The 15,164-nt window shown below is 63.4% G+C and carries 16 protein-coding genes; 5 read left to right on the top strand and 11 right to left on the bottom strand.

The genetic code is table 11. The annotated features are described in order from the left end of the window. Positions 1–33 precede the first annotated feature (33 nt). The 3 genes from E4Z66_RS09580 to E4Z66_RS09570 all read left to right on the top strand — a co-directional run bounded on the left by E4Z66_RS09580 (position 34) and on the right by E4Z66_RS09570 (position 3,493). Positions 34–570, top strand: coding sequence for a 2-thiouracil desulfurase family protein (locus tag E4Z66_RS09580; protein WP_136462769.1), 537 nt, complete (start codon positions 34–36; stop codon positions 568–570). A gap of 82 nt (positions 571–652) precedes the next feature. Then, positions 653–2,128, top strand: a complete 1,476-nt coding sequence (locus tag E4Z66_RS09575; RefSeq protein WP_168797767.1) for an amidase — start codon at positions 653–655, stop codon at positions 2,126–2,128. A gap of 120 nt (positions 2,129–2,248) precedes the next feature. Next, the gene (locus tag E4Z66_RS09570) at positions 2,249–3,493 is read left to right on the top strand and encodes a flavin-dependent oxidoreductase (protein ID WP_136462767.1); all 1,245 of its coding nucleotides are present in this window, start codon (positions 2,249–2,251) and stop codon (positions 3,491–3,493) included. A 9-nt stretch (positions 3,494–3,502) separates the two neighbouring features. Here E4Z66_RS09570 and glpK read toward each other — a convergent pair whose 3' ends face one another. The 9 genes from glpK to rpsA all read right to left on the bottom strand — a co-directional run bounded on the left by glpK (position 3,503) and on the right by rpsA (position 12,480). Continuing rightward, a complete protein-coding gene (gene glpK / locus E4Z66_RS09565) occupies positions 3,503–4,993 on the bottom strand; it encodes a glycerol kinase GlpK (RefSeq protein WP_136462766.1) in 1,491 nt (496 codons plus the stop codon). A gap of 40 nt (positions 4,994–5,033) precedes the next feature. Continuing rightward, complete coding sequence (locus E4Z66_RS09560) at positions 5,034–6,086, bottom strand: DUF2332 domain-containing protein (protein ID WP_136462765.1); 1,053 nt, start codon at positions 6,084–6,086, stop codon at positions 5,034–5,036. Then, positions 6,083–6,823 carry an aminoacyl-tRNA hydrolase gene (gene pth / locus E4Z66_RS09555; protein WP_136462764.1) on the bottom strand — a complete coding sequence of 247 codons (741 nt, stop codon included), beginning with the start codon at positions 6,821–6,823 and terminating at the stop codon, positions 6,083–6,085. Before pth ends, E4Z66_RS09560 begins: the two co-directional genes overlap by 4 nt. A 392-nt stretch (positions 6,824–7,215) precedes the next feature. Next, complete coding sequence (trpB, locus tag E4Z66_RS09550; protein WP_425456126.1) at positions 7,216–8,445, bottom strand: tryptophan synthase subunit beta; 1,230 nt, start codon at positions 8,443–8,445, stop codon at positions 7,216–7,218. A gap of 105 nt (positions 8,446–8,550) precedes the next feature. After that, a complete protein-coding gene (locus E4Z66_RS09545; protein WP_136462762.1) occupies positions 8,551–8,889 on the bottom strand; it encodes a hypothetical protein in 339 nt (112 codons plus the stop codon). Further along, a complete protein-coding gene (locus E4Z66_RS09540; RefSeq protein ID WP_136462761.1) occupies positions 8,886–9,557 on the bottom strand; it encodes a phosphoribosylanthranilate isomerase in 672 nt (223 codons plus the stop codon). Before E4Z66_RS09540 ends, E4Z66_RS09545 begins: the two co-directional genes overlap by 4 nt. 4 nt (positions 9,558–9,561) lie before the next feature. Further along, the gene (locus E4Z66_RS09535) at positions 9,562–9,912 is read right to left on the bottom strand and encodes a LapA family protein (RefSeq protein WP_136462760.1); all 351 of its coding nucleotides are present in this window, start codon (positions 9,910–9,912) and stop codon (positions 9,562–9,564) included. Beyond that, complete coding sequence (gene ihfB, locus E4Z66_RS09530) at positions 9,912–10,196, bottom strand: integration host factor subunit beta (protein ID WP_136462759.1); 285 nt, start codon at positions 10,194–10,196, stop codon at positions 9,912–9,914. Before ihfB ends, E4Z66_RS09535 begins: the two co-directional genes overlap by 1 nt. 364 nt (positions 10,197–10,560) lie before the next feature. Continuing rightward, positions 10,561–12,480 (bottom strand): 30S ribosomal protein S1, encoded by a 1,920-nt coding sequence (rpsA, locus tag E4Z66_RS09525; RefSeq protein WP_281276213.1) that lies wholly within the window; start codon positions 12,478–12,480, stop codon positions 10,561–10,563. Positions 12,481–12,553: 73 nt separating this feature from the next. On the opposite strand from rpsA, the gene E4Z66_RS09520 reads away from it, so the two are divergent. Continuing rightward, a complete protein-coding gene (locus tag E4Z66_RS09520; RefSeq protein WP_168797766.1) occupies positions 12,554–13,258 on the top strand; it encodes a VPLPA-CTERM sorting domain-containing protein in 705 nt (234 codons plus the stop codon). A 78-nt stretch (positions 13,259–13,336) separates the two neighbouring features. Here E4Z66_RS09520 and E4Z66_RS09515 read toward each other — a convergent pair whose 3' ends face one another. Continuing rightward, positions 13,337–13,975: an NAD(P)H-dependent oxidoreductase gene (locus E4Z66_RS09515; RefSeq protein ID WP_136462756.1), complete on the bottom strand. Its 639-nt coding sequence runs from the start codon at positions 13,973–13,975 to the stop codon at positions 13,337–13,339. Positions 13,976–14,084: 109 nt separating this feature from the next. On the opposite strand from E4Z66_RS09515, the gene E4Z66_RS09510 reads away from it, so the two are divergent. Beyond that, positions 14,085–14,465 carry a winged helix-turn-helix transcriptional regulator gene (locus E4Z66_RS09510; RefSeq protein WP_342773446.1) on the top strand — a complete coding sequence of 127 codons (381 nt, stop codon included), beginning with the start codon at positions 14,085–14,087 and terminating at the stop codon, positions 14,463–14,465. 40 nt (positions 14,466–14,505) lie between these two features. On the opposite strand, the gene E4Z66_RS09505 is transcribed toward E4Z66_RS09510, so the two are convergent. After that, entirely contained in the window at positions 14,506–15,114 is a 609-nt protein-coding gene (locus E4Z66_RS09505; protein WP_136462755.1) for a hypothetical protein, read from the bottom strand. Positions 15,115–15,164: the final 50 nt, after the last annotated feature.

Raw genomic sequence — 15,164 nt, 5'->3', positions numbered from 1 at the left:
TGGCCGCGCCACTGCATAGGACGGGTTGACGGGATGGAGCGTATACTGATCTCCGCCTGCCTGATCGGCCAACCGGTTCGCTATAACGGCACTGACAAACGCTCCGGCGCCGAGGCGATACTAAGCCGTTGGCAGGAAGAAGGACGTCTGGTCCCGATCTGCCCGGAACTTGCCGCCGGTCTGCCCGTGCCCCGCCCGCCTGCGGAAATCATCGCAGCCCCGGACAAGGCCGGGCCGCACCCCGATGGCGCGGATGTGCTGGCCCGGCGCGCAGAGCTGCGCGATGTCACCGGGGCCGATCTGTCGGACGCCTTTCGCCGCGCCGCAGACCACGCCGCCCGGCTCGCCGCCCGACACGGATGCCGCCACGCCGTGCTGACCGACGGCTCGCCCTCTTGCGGGGTGACGTTTATCCACGACGGGACGTTCACGGGCCGAACCGTGCCGGGATTCGGCACCACGACAGCCGCCCTGCGCGCGGCGGGGCTCACCGTCTGGCCCGAAAACCGCATCGCCGCGCTTGACGCGCTCTTGCAGGCGCAAATCTCTGAAAATCCGCGAAAACATTAACCATAGCCGCAGCGCAGTATCTTGTCGCCGCCCCTCGCCACAGATACGGTCCCGGTGACAAATGCTGCCTAAGGACCGGACCATGGATGACTTGCTACTCGGAAGCGTAGAACAGCTTTCGCAAGCGATAATGAGCAAGAAAGTGTCCGTTTCCGAAGTATTGGAAGCGACCTTCGCGCGGGTCGACCGGATCAATCCCGACGTGAACGCCGTGATCTGGCAGGATCGCGACGCGGCGCGGCGGGAAGCGGCGGCCTGTGACGCCGATATCGCCGCAGGCAAGTTCCGCGGCCCGCTTCACGGCATTCCCGTAACCGTCAAGGAAAGCTTCGACCTGACAGGCGCGCCTTCGACCTGGGGCGTTCCCGAATGGGCCAACAACATCGCGTCCGAAGATTCCGACGCCGTGGCCCGGTACCGCGCCGCGGGGGCGATCGTCTATGGCAAGACGAACGTGCCGCTCAAGCTGATCGAATGGCAAAGCTTCAACGAAATCTACGGCTCCACGTCGAACCCTTGGGATGTGACACGCACGCCGGGCGGCTCGTCTGGCGGCTCTGCGGTGTCGCTGGCAACCGGGATGGCGGCGCTGGAAGCGGGCAGCGATATCGGATCCTCCATCCGCAACCCGGCGCATTACAATGGCGTCTTCGGCCTCAAACCCACGTGGAACGCGGTCTCGACCTGGGGCCATACGCCACGCGGACAATACGGATCGAAAGACATTGCCGTTGCCGGGCCGCTGGCTCGCAGCGCAGGCGATTTGGCGCTGGCCTATGGCATCTTGTCCGGGGCCGACCGGTTCACCGCCGACGCGTGGCAATTGCGGCACCTGGGCGACAAGCGGCAAAAGCTGTCTGAGTTCCGCGTGGCGCTCTTGCTGGGGGATTCGGCCTCTCCCGTGGATGAGAACTATCTGAATCTGCTCGAAGATTTCGCGGACGAGCTGGAAGAAGCCGGGGCCAGCGTGGCCCGCGCCGACTGGCCCGATGTGGATAGCGAGGCGCATTTCACGCTTTATCTGCGGCTCTTGGGGGCGGCCATGTCCTTTGGGTTGAGCGATGCGCAAGTGCAAGAACAGATGGACATGCTCAAAGACGCGCCCGAAGACATCCGGCGCATTCAGGGCAACCGTTTCGCGGGCATGACGCTGAGCCACCGCGAATGGCTCGCGCTGGACAATGCACGGCTTCAGGCGCGGATGCGCTTTGACGCCTTTTTCGAGAATTACGACGTGATCCTCACCCCGGTCGCCGCCTCTGCCGCGTTCAAAAAGGACGAGGTCGGGCCGCGCTGGCAACGGCGGATACCGATCAACGGGCATCAGCAGTTGGAAAACCAGCAGCTGTTCTGGTCCGGTTATTCCGGTGTGGTCGGGCTGCCATCCGTGGTGGGACCGATGGACAAGCTGGACGGGCTGCCCGTCGGTTATCAGGCGATCTGCGGCTATGGCCGGGACATGACGGCGCTGGCCTTTGCGCGCGCTGTGGAACGTGAAATCGTCGGCTATACCCCGCCGCCCATCGCGCTGAGCGAGCCTGACAAAATCAAATTCTGACCAGCGCAGGCTGAACGCTGCGGCCACGCGCATCACGCGCCGAAGGCTGGCCCTTTCGCCCGATTTTCGGCTAACATGCCGCAAGGCGCGGGCCGCGCTTGACGAAGGGGGGGAACATACATGACCGTATTGATTGCCGGCGCAGGTATCGCAGGCCTGACACTGGGTCTGACGCTACACCAGATCGGCCAGCCCTTCCGCATCTACGAATCCGTCGCAGCGCTGAAACCGCTTGGCGTCGGGATCAACCTGCAACCCAACGCGGTGCGCGAACTCTTTGAACTGGGATTGGAGGATGTGCTTGACGGCTGCGGCATCCGTACGCAGGAGTATGGCTTTTTCACCAAGACCGGGCTGGAAATCTGGACTGAACCGCGCGGGCTGGGCGCGGGATATCACTGGCCGCAATATTCCGTCCATCGCGGCAAGTTGCAGATGGGTCTGTATGCCGCGCTGCTTGAGCGCGCCGGGCCCGATGCAATCGTGACAGGACGCCGGGCAGTCGGCTTTGACAGCCATGACGACCACGCGGTTTTGCATCTGGATGGCGGCGAAAGCATACGCGGTGCGGCAGTCATTGCCGCCGACGGCATCAACTCCGCCCTGCGCGCGCAGATGTACCCGGAAGAAGGCGCGCCGATCTGGAATGGCGCGGTGTTGTGGCGGGCCACCACGCAGGCAAAACCTTTCCGCACCGGGGCCTCCATGATCCTCGCAGGGCATGACCACGAACGCATCGTCGCCTACCCGATCAGCCCGGTCGATCCCGATACCGGCCTGGCACAGATCAACTGGATTGCGGAAATTCGCCGCGACCCGGCCGGGGGTTGGCGCGCGGCCGATTACAACAAGGCCGTCGATATCGACACGTTCCTGCCCACCTTCGCCCACTGGGATTTCGGCTGGCTCGATTGTGCGGCACTGATCCGCGGCGCGGAAAAAGTTCTGGAATATCCAATGATTGACCGCGACCCGCTGCCGCGCTGGACCCATGGGCGTGTCACCTTGATGGGCGACGCGGCGCACCCGGCCTATCCTGTCGGCTCCAACGGGGCGAGCCAAGCCATCGTCGATGCGCGCCTCATCGGGGCGCAGTTTCAGGCCAAGGGCGTCAGCACCGACGCGTTGCTCGCCTTTGAGGAAATAGTCCGCCCGCAAATGGCCAATGTCGTCGCCGCCAACCGATCCGGCAATGGCCCCGATGGGGTCATGCAGATGGTCGAAGACCGCTGCGGCGGCACGTTCGCCCGGATCGAAGATGTGATCCCCCGCGCCGAACTCGCCGCCCATGCGGAAAAGTTCAAAGCCTTGGCAGGCTTCGGGATCGACGCGCTCAATGCGCGTCCGTCGCTGATCCGGACCTGAAGCGCGCGCTTAACCGGCAAAGCTGATAGTCGCTCCAACGGCCCGTTTCCACGTGGCATAGCGGGCCGCGCGCATATCCTCTGGCATCGCAGGATCAAAGCGGGCGTCCACCGCCCAGCGGGCCGCGAACTCCTCCATCCCCGGATAGATTCCGGCCTTGTGCCCGGCCAGCCACGCCGCGCCCATCGCCGTGGTTTCCAGCACGCGAGGCCGTTCCACCGGCGCGCCAAGAATGTCGGACAGGAACTGCATCGTCCAGTCAGAGGCCGTCATGCCCCCGTCGACGCGCAGCGCCGTTTCGCCCAGCCCCGACCAATCGGCCTGCATCGCCTCCAGCAGATCGCGGGTCTGGAACCCGACGCTTTCCAACGCTGCCCGCGCCATCTCTGCCGGGCCGGAATTGCGCGTCAGCCCGAACACCGCGCCGCGGCTTTCCGCGTTCCAATAGGGCGCGCCCAGCCCGGTAAACGCGGGCACGAGGATGACCTCTTGCCCCGGATCGGCCTGCCCGGCCAAGCCTGCCGTCTGCGCGGCGTCGTCGATCAGGCCCAGCCCGTCCCGCAACCATTGCACCACAGCCCCCGCGACAAAGATCGACCCTTCCAGCGCATAGGTGGTCTGCCCGTCCAGCTGATAGGCGATGGTGGTCAGCAAGCGGTTATTCGACCGCACCGGATCGCTGCCGGTATTGAGCAGCGCAAAACATCCGGTGCCGTATGTAGATTTCATCATGCCCGGCTGAAAGCAGGCCTGCCCGACACAGGCTGCCTGCTGATCCCCCGCCACGCCAAGGATCGGCACGGCGCGACCGAAAAGCTCTGGCATGGTGTCGCCAAACGCGCTGGCGCAATCGCGCACCTCCGGCAGCATCTGCATCGGGATATTGAGCCGCGCGCAAATCTCCTGCGACCACGCGCCCGAACGAATATCATAAAGCATGGTGCGCGCCGCGTTGGTGGCATCCGTCACATGGGCCGCCCCGCCGGTAAGGTTCCAGATCAGCCAGCTATCGACCGTGCCAAAGGCCAGATCGCCCGCCTCTGCCCGTGCGCGCGCGCCTTCGACATTGTCGAGTATCCACGCCAGCTTGGTGCCCGAGAAATACGGATCAAGCAGCAGCCCGGTCTGCGCCGTCACGGTGTCCTCGAACCCCGCGTCCCGCAGGCTGCTGCACAGCGGCGCGGTGCGGCGATCCTGCCAGACAATCGCATTATGTACCGGCACGCCGGTCGCCCGATCCCAGACCAGCGTGGTTTCGCGTTGATTGGTGATCCCGATGGCGGTCACCGCGTCGATGCCGACGCCTGCGGCCTTCAGCGCGGCGCGGCAGGTCTCCAACGTGGTGGTCCACAAATCCGCCGGATCATGTTCAACCCAACCGCTTTGCGGGAAATGCTGCGGGAACTCCTGCTGCCCGGTCCCGGCAATTGCGAACTGGTCGTCGAACAGCATCGCCCGGGTCGAGGTCGTGCCCTGGTCGATTGCGAGAATATAGGTCATGTGCCGCCCTCCCTTGCGGTCCAAACCGTAAGCCGCGCGCCTAACCGGTGCAATCGGCCCCGTGCCACCGGACCCAACGTCCATGGAAGTCGGCGCGGCCCAACACCAGCTCGTCCCCGCCCGGCCACATCCGCAACAGGATCGGCGCGCCGCCCTGCCCGTGCAGGTCGCCGTCGGTTTCAAGCTGCATCCATGCCAGCGGGCGCGTTTGCGTGGCGCGCGCCCCGGCCGCGTCGATCAGCGCCCGTCCGCGCGCCTGCGCCTCTGCCGGGAAATACTGCCACGCCACGGTGTTCTGGATCAGATGCACCTGCCCCTCGGACGCGGCGTCCAGTCGCGCCGCAAGCCAGTCGATCGCATCCCCTTGATCCACGGGCGCAGGCACGGCCCCGGCAGCCGCGCGCGTGTTGGTCAACCGGTGCGGCTGGTCGGGCCAGAGATAGGCCGTGAGCCGCAGCAAATCTTCGTCATCCGTCGGATCAAGCGGCGACAGGTCCACGCCGCGCCGTGATGCAATGACCGGGTCCGCACCGCCGGGGGCCGGGCCGTCCCATTCCGGGCGCAGCGTGACCACCGCATCGGCGGGGCCGACACGCCAATCCGCCGCCTCCAGCGCGAAGCGGTCCCACATCAGGTTCAGCCCGCCCGATGCGCCAAGTTCCGACAATGTGATCGGCAGGCCGAACCGCGCCGCCACCAGCCGTGCCGCCGGGATCAAGGCCGCAGAACGGCGCAGTTCATTCGTCTGCGGCGGGCTTTCGACCCATGCGGTCAGGAAATCGTCATGGCGCTCCAGAGCGTCCAGAATGGCCGCGCGGAAGGGGTCGTCTGCAACGTCCTGTGGTGGATAGACCGCCGCCAGCGCCGCATCGCCGCGCAGCCGCAACGCATGAAGCCCGCCCGCAACACGCAGCGGAACTGAAACCGACGCCGGGCCAAGATCACCGGTGAAGGCAGCACAGCGCGCCGCCAGCCGGGACCGGGTCGGCCAGTCCTCTGCCAGCAGCGACAACAGCCGCCCCATGAAGGGCGAGCCGAGCGTCGTGCAGGCTTTCGCCTGATCCGCAAAGGCGGTCTGCAATTCCGCGCTCATTTGAATTTCTCGACAAGTTTCTGGAGGGCGGACCGCGTGTCCGGCTCTGGTACCGGGTCCGGTTTGGGCGCGGGTTTCGGCTGCGGCGTTCCGGTCTCTTTCGCCTTGGTCGCGGCAGCCGGTTTTTCCCCGGACGCGCCGCCCTTGGCAGTGCCGGTACCTGAACGCGGCGGGTTCACACGCAGCGCCACGGCGTTCTGGAACTTGCCCCAATCGCCTTCCGCCAGATGCGCGGCCCCATCGGAAATGCCGCGCAGCATGTCGTCCAGCCAATCCTGATCGGCCTTGGCGAAATCGCGCAGCACATAGCCGGGCACGGCCTCTTTCCGGCCCGGATGCCCAACGCCCAACCGCACGCGGTTGTAGCTTTCGCCAATATGCCCATGGACCGAACGCAGCCCATTATGCCCCGCATGACCGCCGCCCTGCTTGCAGCGCAGCTTGGCCGGGGCAAGGTCGATCTCGTCATGCAGGACGATCACATCCTCGGGCTCCAGTTTGTAAAAGCGCATCGCCTCGCCAACCGATTGGCCGGACAGGTTCATGAAGGTTTCGGGTTTCAGCAGCACGACCTTTTCGGATCCAAGCCGCCCTTCGGCCATCAAGCCCTGAAACTTGGACTTCCACGCGCCAAAGCCGTGATCTTCGGCAATGCGGTCAACCGCCATGAAGCCGATATTATGCCGATTTCCCGCGTATTTCGCGCCGGGATTTCCCAGCCCAACGATCAGTCTCATGCGCCTGCCCCTGTTTTGCGCGCAGACCATACCAGCGTCCGCCCCGGTGAGGCAATCGCAAGGAAACCTGCGTAGAACCCGGCCCCGTAGCTACATTGCGCGTCTGCGGCGGCCCAACGTCGCGGCGCGACCGATCAGGACAGATGGTGTCCCTTGCACGCTTTCCGGCGGCTTTGACACGGCCCCGGCGCCATCGCTTGCCCATGCGGGCCCGCAGCCTGACGTTTCGCCACCCTTTAACGCGCCTTCCCCTGCCCGGCCCTTGATGCCGCGCGGGGCCTTCGGCGTGGCACTTACCAAAACGGGGCCGGGTTTCCCCTGCCCCGATACCGGAAGCGCGCGAATGCGGGCCGCCCGACCGCCCGAAACCACGGGCCCCGGGCGCTGCGGCCTTAGTCGGCTTCGCCCATCTCCAGCCCCAGCGCGCGGGCGACGGTAAAGATGTCTTTGTCGCCGCGACCACACATGTTCATGCAGATCAGGTGATCCTTGGGCAAATCCGGCGCGATCTTCATCACATGGGCCAGCGCATGGGACGGCTCCAACGCGGGGATGATCCCCTCAAGCTCACAGCAAATCTGGAACGCCTCCAGCGCCTCGGTGTCGGTGATCGAGACATATTGTGCGCGGCCAATATCGTGCAGCCACGAATGTTCCGGCCCAATGCCCGGATAATCCAGCCCCGCCGAGATGGAGAACCCTTCAAGGATCTGCCCGTCATCATCCTGCAACAGATAGGTCCGGTTGCCATGCAGAACGCCCGGACGCCCGCCGGTGAGCGAGGCGCAATGCTCCATCTTTTCGTTCACGCCCTTGCCACCCGCTTCGACGCCGATGATGTTCACCGACTTGTCGTCAAGGAACGGGTAGAACAGGCCCATCGCGTTGGACCCACCGCCAATCGCGGCGATGATCGTGTCGGGCAAGCGGCCCTCGGCCTTGTGCATCTGTTCCTTGGCTTCCTTGCCGATGATGGCTTGGAAATCGCGGACCATCGCCGGATAGGGGTGCGGCCCGGCCACGGTGCCGATGCAATAGAATGTGTCGCGCACATTGGTCACCCAGTCGCGCAGCGCGTCATTCATCGCGTCCTTCAGCGTGCCCCGCCCAGAGGTGACCGGCACGACTTCCGCGCCCAGCAGCTTCATGCGGAACACGTTGGGCTTTTGCCGCTCGACATCATGCGCGCCCATATAGACGATGCATTTCAGGCCGAACTTGGCACAGACGGTTGCGGTCGCCACACCATGCTGGCCCGCGCCGGTTTCCGCGATGATGCGGGTCTTGCCCATACGGCGGGCAAGGATGATCTGGCCCAGAACGTTGTTGATCTTGTGCGCGCCGGTGTGGTTCAACTCGTCCCGCTTGAGGTAAATCTTGGCGCCGCCCAGATGTTCGGTCAGCCGTTCCGCATGATAGAGCGGCGACGGGCGGCCCACATAATGGGTCCACAGATCGTCCATCTCCGCCCAGAAGGTCGGATCGGTCTTGGCCTTTTCATACTCCGCTTCCAGATCGAGGATCAGCGGCATCAGCGTTTCGGATACGAACCGACCGCCGAACTTGCCGAACCGACCTTTTTCATCCGGACCGGTCATGAAGGAATTGAAAAGGTCATTCATCACGCGCACTCCTCTTGGCTGCGCTTCGATGTAGCGCCAAGCCCACATAGGGTAAAGCGGTCTTGTGACGCATTTGCCCGTGACGGGCGGCGGCCCGGCCCGCGATTACAGCCCCGGACAGATGATCTTGTTCAGCAAGCCATAGCAGCGCAGCGGATCGCCTTGCCCCAAACGCAGCGTCGCGGTGGAATACAGCACGCGGTCTTCCCAGCGGATGTCCATCAGCGATCGGACAAGACGCGCGCAGCCCGAGGCCCCGAACTTGCAGCCTGTCAGCAACAGCCGCGTTGCCTCGTCTTCGGCATCGTTCGGGTCCATCGCCTCGATCTGGGCGACGATCTGTTCTTCGACCTGCGCCTCGAACATAGCCCGGTTCGGCGAGGTGGCAAAAAGCGCGCCCGCCGCAATGGCCAGCAGCGCCACAAGGATCAGCGCACGCATCATGGGCGCGCCCCTCCGGGTTGTGCCGCCTGCCCTGCCTGCGCCGCCGTCACGAAATCATGGATCAACACCGCGTCCTTGACGCCCGGTGCGCTTTCCACGCCAGACGACACATCGACCTGCCGCGCGCCGGTGGCGGCCACGGCCTCGGCGACATTCTGTGGGGTCAGACCACCGGCCAGCATCCATGGCTTTGTCCATTCGCGCCCGGCGATCAGCCGCCAGTCGAACCGCAGTCCGTTCCCGCCCGGCAAATCCGCATGGCGCGGCGGCTTGGCATCGACGAGGATCTGATCGGCCACGGCCTCATAGGCGGGCAGCGCCATCAGGTCTTCGCGATCCGCGATGCCCACCGCCTTCATCACCGGAAGCCCATAGCGCGCCTTGATCTCGGCCACGCGCTCCGGCGGTTCGGAGCCGTGCAGTTGCAACATGTCCAGCGGTACGGTCCGGGTCAGATGATCTAGGAAGTCGGTTTGCGCATTGACCACCAGCGCCACCTTGGCCAGCCCCGGCGGCGCCGTCAGCGCAAGCGCGCGCGCCGCATCGGTTTCCAGATGGCGGGGGGATTTGGCAAAGAAGACGAAGCCCGCATAGCGCGCCCCGGCATCCGCGACAGCCGCAAGCTCGGCCTGCAACCGCAGCCCGCAAATCTTTACTGCAATGGCCAAGGTCTTAGCTGGCTTCGTCCAGCAGGGCGAGAACCTCGTCCTTGCCTTCGTGCTTTTCACCCTTGAGGCGGCGCACCTGGCGTTCCAGCTTGCGCTTTTCGCGCGCCATCTTGGCCGCTTCGGCGCGCTGGCTGTATTCGCGCATCCATTCCCAGATGAAGCCGACCAGCAGACCCGCCAGAATACCGCCAAAGATCACGGCAAACAGCGGCAGCTCTATCCGCGGCGCAAGAGAGAACCAACCGGCAATCTCGGAGGGCAGCAGCTTGAGTTCGACCATTTGGCGATTGGCCAGAGCAACCGCAATCAGCGCCACCGCAAAAATGGCAATCGACATATACCGAATATAACGCATCAGGCTTTCCCGTTCAGACGATCACGCAGCAGCTTGCCGGTCTTGAAGAACGGCACGTGCTTTTCTTCCACTTCGACACTTTCGCCCGTGCGCGGGTTGCGCCCGGTGCGCGCATTGCGCTTCTTGACGGAGAACGCGCCAAAGCCGCGCAGCTCCACGCGATCACCGCGCGACATCGCATCAGTGACCTCATCGAAAATCGTATTTACGATACGCTCAACATCACGTTGGTAAAGATGCGGATTTTCATCCGCGATACGCTGAATCAATTCCGAGCGGATCATGTGTATCCTCCCCATCCCCGAACCGGGTGGTTATGTTTTATCCGGTGACTATAGAAACAAACCGATCAGTTCGGAAGTCGCCGCTTTGCGCTTCGCACCGATTTTCCCCGGTGTTTTTCGCAAGTTGGCACGAAATTGCCCGTCTTTGCTCGCCCATCGCGCGTTTTGCACAGCCCGTCCGCCCGTATGACGAAATCTGCGATTCGCGTCGATTTCATCGGCGGGTCGGTGATTCTGCGCCGCGCCGGAGGGAACGCTTGGGCGTTCCGGCGGGTGCTCGGTTGCATGGTCCCGCAAAGGAAAAAGGCCCCGCGTTACCGCGAGGCCCCTGATCTTGTGTCAGCTTCAGCGAAGCCGCGACGGATTACTCGTCGCCCTTCAGCGCTGCGCCGAGGATATCGCCCAGCGATGCACCAGAGTCGGAGGAACCATACTGTTCGACGGCCTCTTTCTCTTCTGCGATCTCACGTGCCTTGATGGACACGCCCAGACGACGGCTCTTGGCGTCGATATTGGTGATGCGCACGTCGACCTTGTCACCGACAGTGAAGCGCTCGGGGCGCTGCTCTGCACGGTCACGCGACAGGTCGGAGCGGCGGATGAAGGATTTCATGCCTTCGTATTCCACTTCGACGCCACCATCTTCGATCGCGGTCACTTCCACGGTCACGATGGAGCCACGCTTCACGCCGCCAACGGCTTCTGCGAACTTGTCACCGCCCAGCGCCTTGATGGAGAGCGAGATACGCTCTTTCTCGACGTCGACTTCAGAGACAACGGCCTGAACCATGTCGCCTTTGCGGTAGTTCTGGATCGCATCCTCGCCACGCTCGTCCCAAGACAGGTCGGAGAGGTGAACCATGCCGTCGATGTCGCCGTCGAGGCCGATGAACAGACCGAATTCGGTGATGTTCTTGACTTCGCCTTCGACCTCGGTGCCTTCCGGGTGTGTCTCTGCAAAGACTTCCCACGGGTTGCGCATGGTCTGCTTGAGGCCCAGGGAAACGCGGCGCTTGGCGCTGTCGATTTCCAGAACCATGACTTCGACTTCCTGCGAGGTCGACACGATCTTGCCCGGATGGACGTTCTTTTTGGTCCAGGACATTTCGGACACGTGGACCAGACCTTCGACGCCCGGCTCCAGCTCAACAAAGGCACCGTAATCGGTGATGTTGGTGACGCGGCCGGTATGCGTGGATTCCAGCGGGTACTTGACCGCAACCAGATCCCACGGATCTTCCTGCAACTGCTTCATGCCAAGGCTGATGCGGTGCGTCTCTTTGTTGATCTTGATGACCTGAACATTGATCGTCTCGCCGATCGACAGGATTTCGGACGGGTGGTTGACCCGGCGCCATGCCATGTCGGTAACGTGCAGCAGGCCGTCAACACCGCCCAGATCGACGAATGCGCCGTATTCGGTGATGTTCTTGACAACGCCTTCCACGGTCTGACCTTCGGTCAGGTTGCCGATCACTTCCGCACGCTGTTCGGCGCGGGATTCTTCGAGGATCGCACGGCGCGACACAACAATGTTGCCACGGCGACGGTCCATCTTCAGGATCTGGAACGGCTGCTTGAGACCCATCAGCGGGCCMGCGTCGCGCACGGGGCGCACATCAACCTGAGAACCGGGCAGGAACGCAACCGCGCCGCCCAGATCGACAGTGAAGCCGCCTTTGACGCGGCCAAAGATCGCGCCTTCGACACGTGCGTCGTCGGCATATGCTTTTTCCAGGCGGTCCCAGGCTTCTTCGCGGCGGGCCATCTCGCGGGAGACGACTGCTTCACCACGGGCGTTTTCAGCCGCGCGCAGGTAGACTTCTACCTCGTCGCCGACTTCCACTTTCGGGGCTTCACCGGGTTCTGCGAATTCTTTCAGATCGACGCGGCCTTCCATCTTGTAGCCGACATCGATGATGGCTTGGCCCGCTTCGATTGCGATGACCTTACCTTTGACAACAGACCCTTCTTCGGGCGTGTCCATCTCGAAGCTTTCTTGCAGGAGGGCTTCGAATTCCTCCATGGTTGTATCAGCCATATGGCGTTTCAAGTCCTTTTCAATTGTTGCTGGCCGCGCGGTTGTCTCCGCCGGTCTTTGGGTTGGTTGAAATAAACACAAACAGGGCCGGATTTCCGACCCTGCTCGCCTGTGCGGGTGTTTCCCCGCTTCAACGCGGGCGCGTATACGTGAAGATCGGCCCGTTTGCAAGAGCACCGCCCTGGAACGCCCCCGAAAACCGCTTGCCACCGCCCAACTGGCGGAATTCCTGACTTGCGGCATTTCGGGGCCGCCTCGTACGCTAATCGCACCGGGTCGAGTTTGCCCCGGATATTTAAGTGAAAAGGAGATGTTCATGACGATTTTTCATAGAACCATACTACCCCTCGCTGCTGCCGGCGCCATGTGGCTTGCCACAACTGCGTCTGCTGCGGTTATCGAACTGGACGTGACGGCCAGCTGGACTGCCGCTGATTTTGACGTCAGTTCCACCGGCACCTCAAGCCCGTCCGCTCCGCCGGAAGACAATGATGATCTCGTCTTCGGCATCGCGCCGTCCGCGGGATCGATCAACTTCACGCTGTTGGTGGATACCGCCAGCGTCGTCAGCTATCCCGCCGGAGGGTCGGTCGCCGTAGTCCATGATCATTTCGGTTATTCCGACGTGTCGCTGAAAGATCCGGTCACCCTAGGCAGCGCGACGTGGGAAACATCGGATATCCTGACAACCCTTATTGGACCCGATGGCGCAGAGGCCGCCCTGTGGACCGATACCGACCTGACCGCCGGTGATCCGACCCTTCTGTCCTTCCGCATGTTCGGGGAATGGGCAGGCACAGGCGGCACGGGCACGGCCGACTTGTTCTTTGGCAGCCGCTCCGTCGGCCCGTCGGGGTATCAGATTTCCGACAGCTTCCTGGCTTGGGAGTATTTTGGTGGCGAGGAAATCCGCACCACCGGCTATTCGGCCAGTGTCGCGCCGGTGCCACTGCCAGCCGGGGCCGCCTTGCTGGCCACCGGTCTGCTTGGCTTTGCCGCAACCCGCCGCCGCAAGAGCTGATCTGGCGCGGTAGAGATACCGCAACGGGCGGAGCCATGCCCCCGCCCGTTGTCTAATTTTGCCTCGTTTCGGGCAGCCTCAGGCCAGTTCGGTGACGAATTCTTCGCGCGGCTTGCGGACTTTCTTCATGTTCACCAGCCAATCCTTGTCGGCCTCGCGGTAGCCCAGCGGCAGCAGCAGGACGGACCGCAGCCCCTTGTCCTTGAGGCCGAGGATTTCATCGACCTTCTCAGGGTCGAACCCTTCCATCGGCGTGCTGTCGACATCCAGTTCCGCCGCCGCAGCAAGCGCGAAGCCCAGCCCGATATAGGCCTGACGCGCGGCGTGGTTGTAGTTCACCTCGGCATCGCGCGGCAGGTAGTTAGCCTTGAGGTTCTCGTAGTAATTGGTCAGCAGTTCGGCCTTGCCGCGCTCTTGCTCAAGCTGCGACAGAACCGCGTCGATCCGGCCTTCGGAATAGTTGTCCCACGCGGCGAAGACCAGCAGGTGCGATCCGTCGGTGATCTGCGCCTGATCCCATGCCACCTTGCGGATTTCCGCCCGTGTTTCCGGGTTGGTCACGACAAACAGGTGATAGGGCTGCGTGCCCGACGAGGTCGGCGCCATCCGCACCGCTTCGACGATCTTGTCGACCTTTTCCTGCGGAACCGGCTTGGACGGGTCCATCTTCTTGGTTGCGTAGCGCCAGCTCAACTTGTCAAACAGGGTCGTGCTCATGAGAGTCCTCATCACAGTGGTATAAATTTGTAACTGGCGATATAATCGACACTGACGCGCCTGCAAGAAGGCACATTTCGGAATGTCGGTTACAAAAAGGGAACCACCCATGATGGACGGCTCGGATTGCCCCGATTGCTCCCGGATCAACGAAGTGCTGTCGCGGATCGGCGACCGCTGGAGCATGTTGATCGTGATCTCGCTGGATTACGCAGAGGTGATGCGCTTCAACGAACTCAAGCGGCATCTGGGCATCTCGCAGCGGATGCTCAGCCTGACCTTGCGCGATCTGGAACGCGACGGGCTGGTGCGCCGCACCTATTACCCGACGATCCCGCCCAAGGTCGAATATGCGCTGACCCCGCTGGGCAAATCCTTTTGCGCACCGGTCCGGGCGATGGGGGAATGGGCGCTCAAGAATCTGCCCAATATCGACGCGGCCCGCGCCAAGTTCGATGCCGAAGCGGCGCGCACGGTGGAACCGGTCTGACCCGGCGCCGATCAGGGTGCGGGCACTGGCATGTGCGGGTCTATAGCGCCTCGCCCTTTTTCAGAAGCTCTTCGAGAAGGCCGCGATAGATGTCATTCGTGTCGCCGCCGCCAAAGATCATCGCACCGCCCGAATAGGCCGATCCATAGGTCCGGGCGAGGTTGATCGTCTGCACCAGCCCCGACAGGAATTGCTCGCGCTCCAACGGTGAAAGCGGGTGGATGAACACGCCCCACAGCCGCCCCTGCGCCACCGCGTAGCGCGCATCCAGCGCCGAATCGAAATTGGCCTGCATCAGCCGCATCAATTCGTCCGGCGACAGCCCCTCGGCAGAGCGGATCGGCACCATCGCCCGCATCCGGTCCGCGCGTATATCGGCCACCACGATGATGGGAATGTCGTCCAGCGTGAATTCGACACCATTGCCAAAGACCCGCGCCTCCGGATCAACAGCCGTCACGATCGCGGCCAGACGTGCAAAGGTCATCGGCGGTTCGACCGCAGGGGGTTCAGAGGCGGGCGGCTGCGGCAGTTGCGGGTCCGGCTTGGCAGAACCCGGCGCGTCCTGCGCCATCGCCATGGCCGCACAAAGGCAAAGCCCCAGCGTGGCGGCAATTCCCCGACCCGGTGCCAATAGTCTGCGTTGCATGTCGATCCCCCCGTTGCTGGTCTTGCCAGCCTAGCGCGGGTCGCCCCAAT

Source organism: Aliishimia ponticola, from assembly GCF_004803475.1.
GTDB classification, from domain to species: Bacteria; Pseudomonadota; Alphaproteobacteria; order Rhodobacterales; family Rhodobacteraceae; genus Aliishimia; species Aliishimia ponticola.
The sequence above is the reverse complement of the archived record's forward strand: the minus strand, read 5'-3'. Positions and strand labels throughout refer to the sequence as shown.

What these genes read in the sequence shown, in the direction of transcription:
- E4Z66_RS09580 (WP_136462769.1), top strand. Translation starts at nt 34, where the DNA reads ATGGAGCGTATACTGATCTCCGCCTGCCTGATCGGCCAACCGGTTCGC.
- E4Z66_RS09575 (WP_168797767.1), top strand. Translation starts at nt 653, where the DNA reads ATGGATGACTTGCTACTCGGAAGCGTAGAACAGCTTTCGCAAGCGATA.
- E4Z66_RS09570 (WP_136462767.1), top strand. Translation starts at nt 2,249, where the DNA reads ATGACCGTATTGATTGCCGGCGCAGGTATCGCAGGCCTGACACTGGGT.
- glpK (WP_136462766.1), bottom strand. Translation starts at nt 4,993, where the DNA reads ATGACCTATATTCTCGCAATCGACCAGGGCACGACCTCGACCCGGGCG.
- E4Z66_RS09560 (WP_136462765.1), bottom strand. Translation starts at nt 6,086, where the DNA reads ATGAGCGCGGAATTGCAGACCGCCTTTGCGGATCAGGCGAAAGCCTGC.
- pth (WP_136462764.1), bottom strand. Translation starts at nt 6,823, where the DNA reads ATGAGACTGATCGTTGGGCTGGGAAATCCCGGCGCGAAATACGCGGGA.
- trpB (WP_425456126.1), bottom strand. Translation starts at nt 8,445, where the DNA reads ATGAATGACCTTTTCAATTCCTTCATGACCGGTCCGGATGAAAAAGGT.
- E4Z66_RS09545 (WP_136462762.1), bottom strand. Translation starts at nt 8,889, where the DNA reads ATGATGCGTGCGCTGATCCTTGTGGCGCTGCTGGCCATTGCGGCGGGC.
- E4Z66_RS09535 (WP_136462760.1), bottom strand. Translation starts at nt 9,912, where the DNA reads ATGCGTTATATTCGGTATATGTCGATTGCCATTTTTGCGGTGGCGCTG.
- ihfB (WP_136462759.1), bottom strand. Translation starts at nt 10,196, where the DNA reads ATGATCCGCTCGGAATTGATTCAGCGTATCGCGGATGAAAATCCGCAT.
- E4Z66_RS09520 (WP_168797766.1), top strand. Translation starts at nt 12,554, where the DNA reads ATGACGATTTTTCATAGAACCATACTACCCCTCGCTGCTGCCGGCGCC.
- E4Z66_RS09515 (WP_136462756.1), bottom strand. Translation starts at nt 13,975, where the DNA reads ATGAGCACGACCCTGTTTGACAAGTTGAGCTGGCGCTACGCAACCAAG.
- E4Z66_RS09510 (WP_342773446.1), top strand. Translation starts at nt 14,085, where the DNA reads ATGATGGACGGCTCGGATTGCCCCGATTGCTCCCGGATCAACGAAGTG.
- E4Z66_RS09505 (WP_136462755.1), bottom strand. Translation starts at nt 15,114, where the DNA reads ATGCAACGCAGACTATTGGCACCGGGTCGGGGAATTGCCGCCACGCTG.